Source organism: Xanthomonas sp. AM6 (assembly GCF_025665335.1).
Lineage (GTDB): Bacteria > Pseudomonadota > Gammaproteobacteria > Xanthomonadales > Xanthomonadaceae > Xanthomonas_A.
Window position 1 is genome coordinate 2856906 of the sequence record NZ_CP106869.1, and the last position, 16274, is coordinate 2873179.

Consider the following 16274-nt stretch of genomic DNA (forward strand, 5'->3'; position numbering starts at 1 on the left):
GGACGTCATCGCTGCTTGCCCGAACGCACGGCGCCCACTCGCGCGCCCACGCGCACCAAGCCCTCGCCATGCGCTCGCAGTCCCACGCCCGGCGCCGTCGGAATTTTTTGGCCGGGAGGCTGGCGCAACGCACGCGAGGACTGTAGAATGCCGGGCTCCCAAGCGGGAATAGCTCAGTTGGTAGAGCGCAACCTTGCCAAGGTTGAGGTCGCGAGTTCGAGTCTCGTTTCCCGCTCCAGATTCAGACCGAGCCCCGTCAGCGGGGCTTTGTTTTGTCGGCCACCGTTCGCGGCGGTTTCGGCTAGAATTCAGTCCACCGGCCTGGTGGCAGAGTGGTTATGCAGCGGACTGCAAATCCGCGTACGCCGGTTCAATTCCGACCCAGGCCTCCATCTGCGATTCCGACGCCCGGCAGATCCACGATCTGCCGGGCGTTTGCATTTGCGCCGAGCCGTTGCCGCGCCTCCACCGCTCCGCTCCGCCGGCGCGGCGCGCGAACGGACTGGAATCCCGACCACAGCGCCGCGCCCGTCCAGGTAGACAAGTGCGCGCCGGCGCCGTTGCGGCGGCCTCTCCACGCCCGCTGCGCCACGCCGCGGAATTAGCATCGCAGCGACCTGCTCATTCGCATGAGGGATCGCCATGAACCGATGGACACGCTGGAGCGGCGCAGCGCTCTGCCTGGCGGCCGCCAGCGCTGCGCACGCGCAATCGTGCCGGCTGCAGACGCAGACCCTGCCCTTGCCGCTGGTCTCCCGGGACATGCCGAAATACGCCTACCAGGTGCGGGTGCAGGTGGGCACGGTCCCGACCTCGGCGAGCGCCGCTGCCGCCGCCAGCCATGTGCTGGAGGTGGACACCGGCTCCACCGGCGTGGTGGTGCCGCTCAGCGCGGCGATCCAGCAGGCGTGGGACGCCTCGACCACGCTCGGCTACATCTTCTATTCCAGCGACAGCCAATACCACCCCGGCAAGTACGTGCAGGTGCCGATGCGGCTCGGCGTGTCGGCCGACGGCCAGAGCGCCGCGGCGAGCATCGACACGATCGAGGTGCTGGCCGCGCAATGCACCTGCGGCGTCGCCACGATCCCGCCGGGGAAAACCGGCACGGCGAAGACGCTGAGCCAGGCGCCGGCCACCTGCGCCGGCTACGACGGCACGCTCGCGCTGGGCAGCGGCGGCACCCAGACGCTGAAGGACTGCAAGACCATCTCGCCCGCGTTCGGCATGATGGGCGTGGGCTACGACCGCGGCGTGGCGGCGGCGCGCAATCCGTTCCTCAACCTCGCGCAGATGCGCGCCGGCAGCATGAGCCCGGGCTACATCGTCAGCGCGTCGGGCATCACCCTGGGGGTCAGCGAACGGGCATTGCGCGGCTTTTCGCTGATCCCGCTGCAGCGCGCCGCGGCGAACGCCGCCGGCGGCGGCGACTGGCAGGCGCCGAACGCGTGCGCACGCTTCCCGGCCAGCGGCAGCGACTACCGGGTCTGCGGCAAGCTGCTGCCCGATACCGGCATCAGCTACATGATGCTGACCCCGACCGAACAACCGCCCGCTCCCGCACAACTGCAGCAGACGGTCGGCATCCCCGCACAGCCGGCGCCCGCAGGCTCCGGCACCGCCTCCGGCGCCAAGGCGACCACCGCGCTGGTGGTACCTGCGGACACGCAGATGGCGCTGGACATCGGCCCCGCCGACCATCCGGTCTTCCGCTATGGCTTCGCGGTCGGCGACGCCAAGCCGGCGACGCCGGATAGCGTGCAATGGCGCGGACCGCTCAAGACCCCGCCGGCGCACATCAACAGCGGCCGCCACCTGCTCGCCGCAGCGGACTATGCCTACGATGCGGCCTGCGGACGGGCCGGCTTCCGCGGCGTCACGACGACGCCCTGACGCGGCGGCCGCGGATGCCGCGGGAGGCGCCGCGCCTCCGCGGCGACGGGCCTTGCCGACGAGAGCCCGGCGCTGTCGAGGGCGCCCCGCACACGGCAGGCGCCGAAGGAAAGAGTCCTAGCGCAGCGGCGGCGGCGGCGGCGCGGCGCCGGCCTGCGCCTGGACCGTGTCGTAGATCGTCCTGGCGCCGGTGAAGGTCGGGTCCACATCCTCTTCCTGGCCGTCCTGCCCGTGGTCGTTGTCGAGCCTCCAGCTGAACATGCCGCGCAAGCCGTTCTGCAGCGCGTAGCGGGTCCAGGCGGCGGTGTCTTCGAGCGAGGTCTGCACGTTGCCGTTCTCGGTGGCCACTCCGCCCATCAGGATGTCGGCGCGCACCCCGGCCTGGACCCACACCTGCGCATCCTGCGGCGTGCCGGAGGACGAATAGTCCTGCAACTCGGCGGCGTCGACGTACTGGTTGAACGCCGCCACCGCGCCGTCGCCGTAGAGCGCGACCGGCCCGCCCGCAGGCCACGGCACCGACACCGCGATGCCGAGCCCGGCCGCCTTGAAGCTCGGGCCGAGCTGCGTCACCAGTTCCACGACCGAGGGCATGCCGTCGCCTTCGGCGTCGATGCTGATGCCGTTGAGGCCTTGCTGCTGCAGGTAGGCCACGATGTTGGCGGTGGAACGGTTGGCGTTGTCGCGATTGTCCGCCACCGTCGCCGCCAGGCCGGTGTCGCCGACCCCGGCATAGACCAGCGCGCCGGGCGCCTGCGCCTTGATCTGGGCGAGGTTCTGCGCGGCGAACTGCGCATTGAGATCCAGCGTGTAGCCGTTGCCGGTCTGGACGAATTCGCCGAAGGCCAGGTTGTAGCGGCTGGCGTAACCGAGCGGCACCTTGCCTTGCGCAAGATTGTCGGCGCCCGTGCCGTTCCACGTGTCGTACCAGGTCGCGATCTCGAAGTTCATGGCTGCTCCTGCAGTGGCGAGGTGAGAGTGCGTGGTGCGGCGGGGCGCCCGGCATCCGCGCATGCGCTCGGCGCCGCGACCACGTCGGCCGACGCATCCGCCGCTCCTGCCCGCCCGGCGGCTGCCGCTGCTGCGGCTGCCACCCGCCTGCCCTGCCGCCGGTCTGCGCGCGATGCGATCCGGCGAACCTACAGCAGCTCGCCACGCACGCGGTCGACACTGCGCGGTTTCAGAACAGGCATCCCAGTCCGCACCGGCGCCCGCGTGCGCCGCTGCCGCCGGCGCCAGTGGCCCTCGGTCACCAAGGTTCTGCAGGCCGCAGTGTTCGCCGGCACGGAGCTGCAGCGACACCGCCAAGCCACGCTCGCCGGCGCCGGCCCACAGCAGCGGCCGGGCAACGCCGCGCGGCCGACCGACCCGGCCGGCGCGCGTCATTCGCATTCGACGGCAGCCTCCACCACGACGTGGCCGACGCGGTCCTTGCGTACCGTGGCCGTGCAGGCGCTTGCCGCGTCGCTGATGCGCTTGTAGATCTGCACCTTGCCGGCGGCGCCGTACCCGCAGACCACGTAGGTTCCGTACGGGTCCGGGCGCTCGAATCTCCAGACGGACCGCACGATCCCGGACGCCGGCTCCTCGCTGTCGCTGTCCGGCACCAGCGAGGCCAGTTCGCGTGGATGTCCCGAGAACACTCCCATGGAGAAAAACGGCAGCGGCTGCCCGCCCTCGAAGGCCATCCCGGCTCCTTCCGGCAGATCCGGACTCTGCAGGACGGCGCCGGAGACGCGCAGCGTCTGCGGACACTGCAACGCCTCCTTGGCCGAGGCGGGCATGCCGAAGGACACCCAGGCCAGGAAAAACACCCACGGCGCGGCTGCTGGAACGCGCTTCGGACGCATGCGGATCCCCCTCGATGCAATGGCTCAGTGGGCAGGAAAAGAGCGTGGCGACAGGCGCCCGCGCCGATACCGCGCAAGGATACCGGCCTGGCACTCCGCCCGGCCGACGCACGCCCCGTTGCCTGGCCGCATCCGGATCAACGGGTCGCCATCGCTTCGGGCGACTTCGGCTCCCAGCCGCCGCCCAGTGCCTTGAAGGCCGCGACGGCCGCGCGCGCCGATTCGGTCTGTGCTTGCGCCCTCGCATCCGCCGCCTGCAGAAGAGAATCGTCGGCCTGCAGCACGTCGATCAGGCTGGCGGCGCCACGTTGGTAGGCTGCGAACGAAGACGCCCTGGCGCGGGACAGCGCCGCCTCCCCCTGCGTCAAGGTGGCGGCCTGCTGTCCGCGGTTGACCAACGCCGAGAAGGCGGTTTCGACCTCCTCGGTCGCACGCAGCACGGCCTGGCGGTATGCCGCCAATGCCTCGGCGTCCTGCCCCTTCGCGAGCTCGATCTGCGCATTGATGCGGCCGAAGTCGAAAAGGCGCCACCGCAATCCAAGAATGCCTGCCGACTGGCTGGCGCCCCCGGTGAACAGATTGCCACTGGAGACCGCGGTGGCGCTTCCCAGCATCCCGCTCAGCGAGAACTTGGGGTAGTACTCGGCGACCGCCTCGCCGATCCTGGCGTTGGTCGCCACCAGCCGCCGTTCCGCAACGACGAGGTCCGGGCGTCGCTGCAGCAGTTCGGCCGGGGACCCCATCGCCGCGATCCGCGGCGTCGCCGGAATCGGCGCGACGGCTTCGAGGTCGGCCCGATGCGTCCCCGGCGGGACCCCCAGCACCACGTCGAGCGCGTTCATGGCGGACTCCAGGCCCATCCGCAACACGGGCACGGTCGCCTGCACCCGTGCCAGCGCCCCTTCGGCCTGCCGCAGCTGATACTCGGCGGCCAGGCCCTTGCCGTACAGCAGCTGGACTTTCGCCAGCAGGTCCTGCTGGGTCCTGACCTGCCGCTGGGCGATGTCCAGGCGGGCCTGCAGCCCGCGGATGGCGATGTAGATGTCCGCCGTCTGCGCGGCCACGGCCAGCCGCGTGGCCGTGGCGCCGGCTTGCGAGGCCTGGTAGTCGGCCAGCGCCGCCTGCCGGCCACGCCGCAGTCCGCCGAACACATCCGCTTCCCAGCCCACCTCGAGGTCGGCCTCGTAGGCGCTCCCCCAGCGATCGTAGCCGGGCGTGCTGGCGAGCACCTGGCCCAGCGGGGTCTCCACCGACTGGCGCGCGCGGGCGGCCGAACCGCTGACCGCGCCCGACGGGAGCAGGGCCGCATTGGCCGCACCGAGCCCGGCGCGCGCCTGGGCGACGCGGGCCGCCGCCTGCGCCAGGTCCAGGTTCTGCTCCAGCGCCAGCGCCACCAGGCGCGTCAGCAGCGGGTCGTCGAAGCCTTGCCACCATGCCGCCAGTTCGGCCGCCGGCGGGCTCCCGCCCTGCCCAGGCTGCGCTTGCCCGAGATAGTGACTGGGCAGCGGCGCGTCGGGCCGGCGATAGTCGGGGCCGACGGCGCAACCGGCCATCACGCTGGCGCAAAGCAGCGAAAGCACAAGAGAGCGACGGGGCAGCATGATGATCCTGGAAGGCGGTTCGATGTGACCATAATACGAAATGGTCACTCGTTGTCAATCCACACCCTGCGCGCTAAGCTGCGTCGATGACCAAGACACCTTCTCCCGCGCCCCAGTCCAGGGGGCCTTCGGATCACGATGTCCGCGACCAGATCGTCGAGGCGGCCACCGAGTACTTCGGCCTTTACGGTTACGAGAAGACGACCGTTTCCGACCTGGCCAAGGCGATCGGTTTTTCCAAGGCGTACATCTACAAGTTCTTCGACTCCAAGCAGGCGATCGGCGAGGTCATCTGTGCCAATCGCCTCAGCGCGATCATGGCTGCGGCCGACGCGGCGGTCGCCGGCGTGTCTTCCGCGCCCGAGCGCCTGCGGCGCGTGTTCAAGGCATTGGTGGAGTCCGGCAGCGAGCTGTTTTTCGACGATCGCAAGCTCTACGACATCGCCAGGACCTCGGCTGCCGAATCCTGGCCTTCCGCGCGTGCCTACGAAGAGCACATCAAGGCGCTCGTCCTGCAGATCTTGCGCGATGGGCGCGAGGCGGGCGAGTTCGAGCGCAAGACCCCGCTGGACGAGACGGCCAACGCCATCTACCTGGTCATGCGCCCGTTCATCAATCCGCTGTTGCTGCAGCACAACCTGGACGACGCCGCCGAAGCGACGACCCAGCTGTCCAGCCTGATATTGCGCAGCCTGTCGCCGTAAATTTTGCATGTGACTATTGACTAAATTGGTCACAAGAATAGAATGGGCACCCTATCCCGTCAGGAAGGGTTCCCATGCTTCGGCGCCAGCTTGTCCCGTACGCCCTGTGCCTATTGCCGCTTTCCCTGGCGGCATGCGGTGACAAACACGCCTCCGACCCACGCACGGAGACCCCACTGGTCAGGATCGCCGCCGTCCAGGGCGGCGGCGCCGCGCCGCGCTCGTTCACCGGGGTCGTCGCCGCCCGGGTCCAGAGCGATCTGGCCTTTCGCGTGCCGGGCAAGGTGCTGGAGCGCCTGGTCGATACCGGGCAGAGCGTCAGGCGCGGCCAACCGCTCATGCGCATGGACCCGGTCGACCTGGGCCTGCAGGCGCGGGCGCAGCAGGAAACGGTAGCCGCCGCCCGGGCGCGCGCCGCACAGACCGCCGACGATGAAGCGCGTTACCGCGACCTGGTCGCCGAGGGGGCCGTCTCTGCGTCCGCCTACGATCAGATCAAGGCCTCGGCCGACGCGGCGCGGGCGCAACTCAGGGCGGCCGAGGCGCAAGCCGACGTCGCCAGGAACGCGTCGAGCTATGCCGTCCTGCTCGCCGACGCCGATGGCGTGGTCGTGGAGACGCTGGCCGAGCCGGGGCAAGTGGTCGGCGCCGGGCAGCCGGTGGTGCGGCTGGCGCGGGCCGGCCAGCGCGAAGCCATCGTGCAACTGCCCGAGACGCTGCGGCCGGCCGCGGGCTCGCTGGCCCAGGCCAGGCTGTACGGCGACCGCCAGGCCGCGATGCCGGCGACGTTGCGGCAGCTGTCCGATGCGGCCGACCGGGCGACCCGCACCTACGAGGCCAGGTACGTGCTCGAAGGCGCATTGGCCCGGGCACCGCTGGGCGCCACCGTCACCGTCGAGATCCCGCCCGAGACGGGCTCCACCGCTTCGCTGCAAGTCCCGATCGGTGCCGTGTTCGATCCGGGCAAGGGTCCAGGCGTGTGGGCCGTCGAGGGCAAGCCGGCAAAAGCCGTCTGGCGCTCCGTCCAGGTGCTCGGCCTGAGCGACGACGTGGCGCAGGTGCAGGGCGATCTCAAGGTCGGCGACCAGGTGGTCGCGCTGGGCGCGCACCTGCTTCGCGACGGCCAGCTCGTCAGGCCGATCGGCCAGGGCCAGGCGCTGGCCGGCGGAGCGCGGCCATGAGCGAGGGGCGTTTCAATCTGTCGGCGCTCGCGGTGCGCGAGCGTTCGGTCACGCTGTTCCTGATCTTCCTGATCTCCGTCGCCGGCGTTCTCGCGTTCTTCCAGCTCGGGCGCGCGGAAGATCCTCCGTTCACGATCAAGCAGATGACGGTCGTCACCGCGTGGCCGGGCGCAACCGCGCAGGAGATGCAGGACCAGGTCGCCGAACCGCTGGAAAAGCGCATGCAGGAACTGCGCTGGTACGACCGCACGGAAACCTACACGCGCCCCGGCCTGGCGTTCACGATGATCTCGCTGCGCGACAGCACCCCGCCCGCGCAGGTCCAGGAAGAGTTCTATCAGGCCCGCAAGAAGCTCGGCGACGAGGCCATGAAATTGCCGGCCGGGGTCATCGGCCCCATGGTCAACGACGAGTATGCGGACGTGACCTTCGCGCTGTTCGCGCTCAAGGCCAAGGGCGAACCGCAGCGGCTGCTGGTGCGCGATGCCGAGGCGCTGCGCCAGCAACTGCTGCACGTTCCGGGCGTGAAGAAGGTCAACATCATCGGCGAGCAACCCGAGCGCATCTTCGTCGCGTTCTCCCACGACCGCCTGGCCACGCTGGGCGTCGCGCCGCAGGACATCTTCGCCGCGCTCAACGGCCAGAACCTGCTGACCCCCGCCGGCTCCATCCAGACCAAGGGGCCGCAGGTGTTCCTGCGCGTCGACGGCGCGTTCGACAGCCTGGAGAAGATCCGGCGGACCCCGATCGTCGCGCAGGGCCGCACGCTGACGCTGTCGGACGTGGCGACCGTGGAGCGCGGCTACGAGGATCCCGCCACCTTCCTGGTGCGCAACAACGGCGAACCGGCGCTGCTGCTGGGCGTGGTGATGCGCGAGGACTGGAACGGCCTGGACCTGGGCAAGGCGCTGGAGGCGGAGGTCGCCAAAGTCAACGCGGGGCTGCCCTTGGGCATGACGCTGAGCAAGGTGACCGACCAGGCGGTCAACATCAGCTCGGCGGTCGACGAGTTCATGGTCAAGTTCTTCGTCGCCCTGCTCGTGGTGATGGTGGTGTGCTTCCTCAGCATGGGCTGGCGTGTCGGCATCGTGGTCGCGGCGGCGGTGCCGCTGACGCTGGCGGCGGTGTTCGTGGTCATGGCCGCGAGCGGCAGGAACTTCGACCGCATCACCCTCGGCTCGCTGATCCTGGCGCTGGGCCTGCTGGTGGACGACGCCATCATCGCCATCGAGATGATGGTGGTGAAGATGGAGGAAGGCTACAGCCGCGTGGCCGCCTCGGCCTATGCCTGGAGCCACACGGCGGCGCCCATGCTTTCCGGCACGCTGGTCACGGCCATCGGCTTCATGCCCAACGGATTCGCGCGCTCCACGGCCGGCGAATACACCAGCAACATGTTCTGGATCGTCGGCATCGCCCTGATCGCGTCCTGGGTCGTCGCGGTGGCGTTCACTCCCTACCTTGGCGTGAAACTGCTTCCGGACATCAAGCGGGTCGAAGGCGGCCACGCGGCCATCTACGACACCCGCCACTACAACCGCTTCCGGCGGGTGCTGGGCCGCGTCATCGCGCGCAAATGGCTGGTCGCCGGCGCGGTGGTCGGGCTGTTCGCGCTGTCCATCGTCGGCATGGGGGTGGTCAACAAGCAGTTCTTCCCGACCTCCGACCGGCCGGAAGTGCTGGTCGAGGTGCAGATGCCCTACGGCACCTCGATCGCGCAGACCAGTGCGGCGACGGCGAAGGTCGAAGCCTGGCTGGCGAAGCAGAAGGAAGCGCGGATCGTGACCGCGTACATCGGCCAGGGCGCGCCACGGTTCTTCCTGGCGATGGCGCCCGAACTGCCCGATCCGTCGTTCGCCAAGATCGTGGTGCTCGCGGGCGACGACAAGGAACGCGAAGCGCTCAAGTTCAGGCTGCGCCGGGCCGTGGCCGACGGCCTGGTGCCGGAGGCGCAGGTGCGCGCCACCCAGATCGTGTTCGGCCCGCCTTCGCCGTTTCCGGTGGCCTACCGCGTCATGGGACCCGACCCGGACACGCTGCGCAGGATCGCCGACGACGTCGCCGGCGTCATGCATGCCAGCCCGATGATGCGCACGGTCAACACGGACTGGGGGCCGCGCGTCCCGACCCTGCGCTTCACCCTCGACCAGGACCGGCTCCAGGCCGTGGGCCTGACCTCCAGCTCCGTGGCGTCGCAGTTGCAGTTCCTGCTGAGCGGCGTGCCGCTGACCGAGGTGCGCGAGGACATCCGTTCGGTGCAGGTCCTGGGCCGCGCCGCCGACGAGATCCGTTCCGATCCCGCGAAGATCGCCGGCTTCACCCTGGTCGGCGCGGCGGGACAGCGCATTCCGCTGTCCCAGGTCGGCAGCGTCGACGTGCGCATGGAGGATCCCATCCTGCGGCGCCGCGATCGCACGCCGACCATCACGGTCCGCGGCGACATCGCCGAAGGACTGCAGCCGCCGGACGTTTCCACCGCCGTCATGGACCGGCTGCAGCCGGTCATCGACGCGCTTCCTTCCGGCTACCGGATCGAACAGGCGGGCTCGATCGAAGAGTCCGGCAAGGCCACCAAGGCGATGCTGCCGCTGTTCCCGATCATGATCGCGCTGACCCTGCTCATCATCATCCTGCAGGTGCGTTCGATCGCGGCCATGGTCATGGTGTTCGCCACCAGTCCGCTCGGCCTGATCGGTGTCGCGCCGACGCTGCTGGTTTTCCAGCAGCCCTTCGGCATCAACGCCCTGGTCGGCCTGATCGCGCTGTCGGGCATCCTGATGCGCAACACGCTGATCCTGATCGGGCAGATCCATCACAACGAACAGGAAGGACTGGGCCCGTTCGATGCGGTCGTCGAAGCCACCGTGCAGCGCGCGCGGCCGGTGATCCTGACGGCCCTGGCCGCGATCCTGGCGTTCATCCCGCTGACCCATTCGGTGTTCTGGGGCACCCTCGCCTACACGCTGATCGGCGGCACCTTCGCCGGGACGGTCCTGACCCTGGTGTTCCTGCCGGCCATGTATTCCATCTGGTTCCGGATCAGGCCGGAGCCGTCCCGCTGAGCGGCGGCCTGCCGATTTCTCGACAAGCAACCGCCGCGTCCACTTGCAACGTGGTCCCGGTGACCGGCGTGTCGTGCGGCACCGGCCGCGCCGCCGCGGCGATCTTCGCCGCGCGCGGCTGCCGCGTCTTCGGCAACCCACGCCCGTGTCAGCGCGCAACCGAGGCCGGGTGTCCGTGCACATCGCCGAGAGGCGGCCCTTGCCAGCGGACCTGGCCCGCCGTGCGGAGGCGTCCGTCAACGCCGTCGAACTCTCCTTCGGGACAAGGAAGGAAATAACGACGTCGATGGGAGCCGCACAGTCGGAAAACCGGCCGACCCGGCACCCGGATCTTCGGGACGAACCGATGTACCGGAACTGCGTGCGTGGGCATGGGTTTCAGCGGACTTCGCTGGGATGCTCCGCAGGCGTGAACCACTGCGGGACCAGGAAGCAGGGACTTCATGGGAAGTCGGAAAATCAAGCGTTGGAGCGGGAAACGAGACTCGAACTCGCGACCTCAACCTTGGCAAGGTTGCGCTCTACCAACTGAGCTATTCCCGCTTGAGGCCGCGAATTCTACCGGGAACCGGCAGGCTGTCAACCGTTGCCTTCGATTTTCTTCGCGTTCTTGTCCGCCACCGCGGCGCGCTCGTCGGCGCGCAGGCTCGGCCAGGCCGCATGTAGGTACTGGATGCCGGACAGCAGGGTCAGGATCGAGGCGATCGCCAGCGTCCAGTCGCCGATGTGGAAGATGAACCGGCCCATCCACACGCTCTCCGGCGGCGAGCCGTCGGGCATCACCGAATACAGCAGGCACAGCAGCGCCACCATCTGCGCGGTGGTCTTGACCTTGCCGATCATCGCCACCCGCACCTTGGCGCGCTGGCCGATCTCGGCCATCCACTCGCGCAGCGCCGACACCGCGATCTCGCGGCCCACGATCACCGCCGCCCAGAACGCCATCCACGGCGTCGGATGGCCCTGCACGATCAGGAACAGCGCCACCGCGACCATCAGCTTGTCGGCCACCGGGTCCAGGAACGCGCCGAACGCCGAATACTGGTGATAGCGCCGCGCCACCCAGCCGTCCAGCCAATCGGTGAACGCGGCCAGGCCGAAGATCGCCGCCGAGGCGAAGTTCGTCCACTTGTACGGCAGGTAGAACACCAGCACCAGCACCGGAATCATCACGATCCGCAGCAGCGTGAGCCAGGTGGGGATGGTCAACTTCATTGCGCTGCTCTACTCGCCTGCCGGATCGGGCACCGGCAGTCCGTGCAGGTTAGCGTAGATTCGCGCAGCCAGTGCGTCGTTGATGCCTTCCACGCGCGCGATCTCCGCTTCGCCGGCGGCCTTGAGCCCGGCCAGTCCGCCGAAATGCTTCAACAGGCTGGCGCGGCGGCGCGGGCCGATGCCGGGGATGTCTTCCAGCTTGCTGGTCATGCGCGCCTTCTGGCGGCGCCCGCGGTGGCCGGTGATCGCGAAACGGTGCGCCTCGTCACGTACCTGCTGAATGAACTGCAGCGCCGGCGACGCCGCGCCGGGGCGCAGTTCGCGCCCGTCCGGCATCACCAGGGTCTCGTGGCCGGCGCGGCGTTCGGCGCCCTTGGCCACGCCGATCACCAGGATGCCCTCCACGCCCAGGTCGGCGAGCGCGGCGTTGGCCTGGGCCAATTGGCCGGCGCCGCCGTCGATCAGCAGCACGTCGGGCAGCACCACGTCGGCCTTGTCGCCCTCCGCCGCGCGCCGGAACCGGCGCTCGATCGCCTGGCGCATCGCCGCGTAGTCGTCGCCCGGCTCGATGCCGCTGATGTTGTAGCGCCGGTACTGGCTGCGCACCGGGCCGCTGGCGTCGAACACCACGCACGAGGCCACGGTGGCCTCGCCCATGGTGTGGCTGATGTCGAAGCATTCGGCGCGCCTGACCGGTTCGGCCAGCCCCAGCATCTCGCGCAGCGCCTCGCTGCGCGCATGCTGCGCGTTGCGGCTGCTCAGTTCGGTGGCCAGCGTGGCCTGCGCGTTGCGGCTGGCCAGTTCCAGGTAGCCGGCGCGCTCGCCGCGCACGCTCCATTTCAGCTGCACCTTGCGCTCGGCGGCCGAGCCCAGCGCCGCCTCGATCAGCTCGGCGTCGGGGATCTCGCGGTCCAGCAGCACCTCGCGCGGCGGCGGCTGCTCGGCGTAGTACTGCGACACGAACGCGCCGAGCACTTCGGCGGCGCTGTCCTCGCCGTTGGTCTTGGGGAAGAACGCGCGGGTGCCGAGGTTGCGGCCGTCGCGGAACGCCAGCAGCAGCACGCAGGCGTTGGCGCCCTGCATCGCGCAGGCGAGCACGTCCAGGTCGGCGGCGCGGCCGTCCACGTACTGCCGGCTCTGCATGCTGCGCAGCGAGCCGAGCAGGTCGCGCAGGCGCGCGGCGCGCTCGAACTCCAGCTGTTCGCTGGCCGCCTGCATCGCCTGCACCAGTTCCTCGCCGAGCTGGTCGCTGCGCCCGTCCAGGAACATCGTCGCGCGGCGCACCGACTCGGCGTAGTCGTCGGCCGGCACCAGCGCCACGCACGGCGCGCTGCAGCGGCCGATCTGGTATTGCAGGCACGGCCGCGAGCGGTTGCGGAACACGCTGTCCTCGCAGCTGCGCAGCTTGAACAGCTTGTGCATCAGGTTCAGCGTCTCGCGCACCGCGGTCACGCCGGGATACGGGCCGAAGTAGCGCCCGGGCACCGCGCGCGGGCCGCGGTGCAGCGCGATCCGCGGCCACTCCTCGCGGGTCAGCAGCACGAACGGATAGCTCTTGTCGTCGCGCAGCGACACGTTGTAGCGCGGCGCCAGCGACTTGATCAGCTGGTTCTCCAGCAGCAGCGCCTCGCCTTCGCTGCGGGTCACGGTCACGTCCATGCGCGCGACCTGGGCCAGCATCGCCATGGTCCGCGCGTTCTTCGGCGAGGCGCTGAAATAGCTGGACACGCGCTTACGCAGCGCGCCGGCCTTGCCGACGTAGAGCAAGGTGTCGTCGGCCGCGTACATGCGGTAGACGCCCGGCGCGGTGCTGAGGTTGGCGGCGAAGGCCTTGCCGTCGAACGGGGGTTGCGCAGACACGGTCATTCGCTGATCGGCACGTCGCTCAGTTCGCCGCTGGCAAGGTCGTAGCGCAGCACGGCGTGGGCGTCGGTCTCGGCGATCCACACCGTGCCCGCGGTCACCGCCAGCCCGGCCGGGCCGTGCAGGCGCCGCGGCAAGGCCGCGGTTGACAGTTCGCCGCCGCCCAGGCGCAGGCTGCGCAGGCTGCCGTTGCCGCTGTCGGCGATCCACAGCAGCGGCGCGTCCGGGCTCAGCGCGATCGCCTGCGGGAACTGCAACCGGGCGCGGCTGCGCGGGCCGTCCTCGTTGCCGAAGTCCCACGGGCCCTGGCCGCCGAGCAGGGTCTGCACCAGGTCGCCGCGCAGCTGCAGCGAGCGCACCGCCGAGCCCAGCGCGTCGCACACGTACAGCGCCTGTTGCACCGCGGCCAGGCTGCACGGCTGCGCGAACGCGGCCAGGTGGCCGCTGCCGTCGCGCAGTTCCAGCGCGCCTGCGCCGGCGCGCCAGCGCAGGCTGCGGTTGCCCAGTTCGTAGCTCCAGATGCGGTTGTCGCCGGCCATCGCGATGTGCACCTGGTTGTCGGCCACCACCACGTCCTGCGGGTGGTTCAGCGGCGCCTGCTGCGCGTGCTGCACCGGCCCTTCGACCGGTTCGCCGGCGCGGCCGTTGCCGCACAGGGTGTCGACGTGGCCGCTGAGCAGGTTGATCCGGCGCAGCGCATGGTTGCCGGTGTCGGCGACGTACAGCACGCCGCGCTCCAGCGCCAGCCCGCGCGGCCGGTGGAACGCCGCCTCGCCCGGGCCGCCGTCGATGAAGTCGGCGGTGCCCAGGCCGAACTGGCGCAGCACGCGGCCGCCGGTGGTGCATTCGAGGATGCGGTGGTGGCCGCTGTCGGCGATGTACAGGCGATCGTCGGCGGCCGCCAGGCCGACCGGGAAGCGCAGCGGCAGGCGCGGCTCCGGCTGGGTCTCGCGCGGCTGCCGCAGTTCCTCGTCCAGCGGCAGCGACTGCCCGGCGCACAGCGCGTTGAGCGCCTTCTCCAGGTCGGCGCCGCCGATCCCGACCAGGCGCTCGCGCTCGTAGCCGCCGGCGTCGAGCAGCACCAGCGTCGGCCACGCCTGCACGTCGAAGCGCTGCCAGGCGGCCCAGTCGGCATCGAGCAGGATCGGCGCCGACACGCCCTGGCTGCGCAACAGCTTCAGCGCCCGCTGCGGTTCGCGCTCGCTGTCGAAGCGCGGCACCTGCACCACGATCACCTGCAGCCGGCCCGGGTTGCGCGCCTGCCACTGGCCGAGTTCGGCCAGGCGCTGCGCGCACCACACCGAGGCGGCGTTGACGAAGGCCAGCACCAGCGCCCGGCCCTGCTGCTCGCGCAGCGTGGACGGCGCGGCGTTGAGCCAGATGGCGGGCTGCGGCAGTTCCAGGGCGGCGATCGAGTTCATCGGCCGATTATGCCGGAGCCGCCGTCGACGGACAGTCGCGCGACGCTGCGCGCCGCCGCGTCGTCCACCAGGCGCCAGACGTCCTCGAAGTGGTCGCTGCCGCCGGTGTACGGATCGGGGATCTCGCTGCGGCCGTCCATCCCGGCCCACGGCAGCCACAGCGCCACCCGCTCCAGCGCGGCGGCCGGCGCGCGCTGGCGCACGTCGCGCAGGTTGGCCGCGTCGGCGCACAGGATCCAGTCGAACGCGGCGAAGTCGGCCGCCTGCAGCTGCCGCGCGCGCAGCCCGGCGATGTCCACGCCATGGCCGCGCGCGCAGGCGATCGCGCGCCGGTCCGGCGGCTCGCCGCGGTGCCAGCCGCCGGTGCCGGCCGAATCCACCTGCACCTGCCCGGCCAGCGGCGAGCGCTCCAGGTGATGGCGCAGCGCGCCTTCGGCCATCGGCGAGCGGCAGATGTTGCCCAGGCACACCAGCAGCAGCTTCATGCCTGGGCCTGCAGGTAGGCCTCGGCGCGGGCCAGGTCTTCGGGCGTGTCGACCCCGGGCGGAAACGGCGCCGGCGACAGCCCCACCGCGATACGGAAACCGGCTTCCAGCACCCGCAACTGCTCCAGCGCCTCGACCTGTTCCAGCCCGCCCGGCGGCATCGCCGCGAACCGGCGCAGGAACCCCGCACGGTAGGCGTAGATGCCGATGTGGCGCAGCCACGGGCCCGGCGGCAGCCGTTCGCGCGAGGCGGCGAAGGCGTCGCGGTGCCACGGGATCGGCGCGCGGCTGAAGTACAGCGCATCGCCCTGCGCACTGCGCACCAGCTTGACCACGTTCGGGTCGAACAGGCTCTCGGCCGACTCGACCGGCGCGCCCAGCGTGGCCATTTCCGCGCCGCTGGCGGCCAGCGCCTGCGCCACCGCGACGATGCCCGCGGCCGGCGCGAACGGCTCGTCGCCCTGCAGGTTGACCACCACGGTGGCGTCGTCCCAGCCGGCGATGTCGGCGCATTCGGCCAGGCGGTCGGTGCCGGAGGCATGCGCCGCCGAGGTCAGCGCCACGTGCACACCGTCCAGGTCGGCCACCGCCGCGGCGATGCGCGGATCGTCCGCGGCCACCCACACCTGCTGCGCGCCGGCGCCGAGCGCGCGCCGCGCCACGTGCCGCACCAGCGGCTCGCCGCCGAGCGCGCGCAGCGGCTTGCCGGGCAGGCGCGAGGCGGCGTAGCGCGCCGGGATGGCGACCACGAAGGGCGGCGGCGCGGCGTGTGGGGCGCTCATGTCCCCTCCGCTACGGCAGTTGCAACTGAACGCAGGAATTCACGGAATCCAAACATGAATTGATCTTTCTCCGCCATTTATTGAGAATAGTTCGTATTCGCCATACGACGGACGAACATCGTCCGCCTGCTGCCGCGTGCCGTGTGGCCGCCGTTTTCGCCTGTGGCGTTCGCCTCTCCCTCCATTCTATAGACCCCGCCGATGAACCTCCCCGCTC

12 protein-coding genes and 3 tRNA genes are annotated in these 16274 nt (G+C 70.5%); 6 read left to right on the top strand and 9 right to left on the bottom strand.

Features of this window, described 5'->3' with window-relative positions; all coding sequences use genetic code 11:
- Positions 1 to 162: 162 nt before the first annotated feature.
- The 3 genes from OCJ37_RS12015 to OCJ37_RS12025 all read left to right on the top strand — a co-directional run bounded on the left by OCJ37_RS12015 (position 163) and on the right by OCJ37_RS12025 (position 1893).
- Positions 163 to 238 (top strand) — tRNA-Gly (locus tag OCJ37_RS12015).
- Positions 239 to 318: 80 nt separating this feature from the next.
- Positions 319 to 392 (top strand) — tRNA-Cys (locus OCJ37_RS12020).
- Between the two features lie 250 nt (positions 393 to 642).
- Positions 643 to 1893: a hypothetical protein gene (locus OCJ37_RS12025; RefSeq protein WP_263109672.1), complete on the top strand. Its 1251-nt coding sequence runs from the start codon at positions 643 to 645 to the stop codon at positions 1891 to 1893.
- 117 nt (positions 1894 to 2010) lie between these two features.
- On the opposite strand, the gene OCJ37_RS12030 is transcribed toward OCJ37_RS12025, so the two are convergent.
- The 3 genes from OCJ37_RS12030 to OCJ37_RS12040 form a co-directional block, all read right to left on the bottom strand.
- Positions 2011 to 2844, bottom strand: coding sequence for a glycoside hydrolase family 18 protein (locus OCJ37_RS12030; protein ID WP_263109674.1), 834 nt, complete (start codon positions 2842 to 2844; stop codon positions 2011 to 2013).
- Positions 2845 to 3275: 431 nt separating this feature from the next.
- Positions 3276 to 3743, bottom strand: coding sequence for an STY0301 family protein (locus OCJ37_RS12035; protein WP_263109676.1), 468 nt, complete (start codon positions 3741 to 3743; stop codon positions 3276 to 3278).
- Positions 3744 to 3880: 137 nt separating this feature from the next.
- Entirely contained in the window at positions 3881 to 5344 is a 1464-nt protein-coding gene (locus tag OCJ37_RS12040; protein ID WP_263113669.1) for an efflux transporter outer membrane subunit, read from the bottom strand.
- An 86-nt stretch (positions 5345 to 5430) separates the two neighbouring features.
- On the opposite strand from OCJ37_RS12040, the gene OCJ37_RS12045 reads away from it, so the two are divergent.
- The 3 genes from OCJ37_RS12045 to OCJ37_RS12055 all read left to right on the top strand — a co-directional run bounded on the left by OCJ37_RS12045 (position 5431) and on the right by OCJ37_RS12055 (position 10291).
- Positions 5431 to 6048 (top strand): TetR/AcrR family transcriptional regulator, encoded by a 618-nt coding sequence (locus tag OCJ37_RS12045; RefSeq protein ID WP_263109677.1) that lies wholly within the window; start codon positions 5431 to 5433, stop codon positions 6046 to 6048.
- Between the two features lie 74 nt (positions 6049 to 6122).
- A complete protein-coding gene (locus OCJ37_RS12050; protein WP_263109678.1) occupies positions 6123 to 7229 on the top strand; it encodes an efflux RND transporter periplasmic adaptor subunit in 1107 nt (368 codons plus the stop codon).
- The gene (locus OCJ37_RS12055) at positions 7226 to 10291 is read left to right on the top strand and encodes an efflux RND transporter permease subunit (protein WP_263113670.1); all 3066 of its coding nucleotides are present in this window, start codon (positions 7226 to 7228) and stop codon (positions 10289 to 10291) included. Before OCJ37_RS12050 ends, OCJ37_RS12055 begins: the two co-directional genes overlap by 4 nt.
- A 467-nt stretch (positions 10292 to 10758) precedes the next feature.
- On the opposite strand, the gene OCJ37_RS12060 is transcribed toward OCJ37_RS12055, so the two are convergent.
- From OCJ37_RS12060 to kdsB, 6 genes are all read right to left on the bottom strand, one after another.
- A tRNA-Gly gene (locus OCJ37_RS12060) sits at positions 10759 to 10834 on the bottom strand.
- A gap of 36 nt (positions 10835 to 10870) precedes the next feature.
- A complete protein-coding gene (pgsA, locus tag OCJ37_RS12065) occupies positions 10871 to 11506 on the bottom strand; it encodes a CDP-diacylglycerol--glycerol-3-phosphate 3-phosphatidyltransferase (RefSeq protein ID WP_263109679.1) in 636 nt (211 codons plus the stop codon).
- Positions 11507 to 11515: 9 nt separating this feature from the next.
- A complete protein-coding gene (uvrC, locus tag OCJ37_RS12070) occupies positions 11516 to 13372 on the bottom strand; it encodes an excinuclease ABC subunit UvrC (protein ID WP_263109680.1) in 1857 nt (618 codons plus the stop codon).
- Complete coding sequence (locus OCJ37_RS12075; RefSeq protein ID WP_263109681.1) at positions 13369 to 14790, bottom strand: hypothetical protein; 1422 nt, start codon at positions 14788 to 14790, stop codon at positions 13369 to 13371. The genes uvrC and OCJ37_RS12075 overlap by 4 nt, the downstream gene beginning before the upstream one ends.
- Positions 14787 to 15275, bottom strand: coding sequence for a low molecular weight protein-tyrosine-phosphatase (locus OCJ37_RS12080; protein ID WP_263109682.1), 489 nt, complete (start codon positions 15273 to 15275; stop codon positions 14787 to 14789). The genes OCJ37_RS12075 and OCJ37_RS12080 overlap by 4 nt, the downstream gene beginning before the upstream one ends.
- Positions 15272 to 16057, bottom strand: a complete 786-nt coding sequence (kdsB, locus tag OCJ37_RS12085; RefSeq protein ID WP_263109683.1) for a 3-deoxy-manno-octulosonate cytidylyltransferase — start codon at positions 16055 to 16057, stop codon at positions 15272 to 15274. The genes OCJ37_RS12080 and kdsB overlap by 4 nt, the downstream gene beginning before the upstream one ends.
- Positions 16058 to 16274 lie beyond the last annotated feature (217 nt).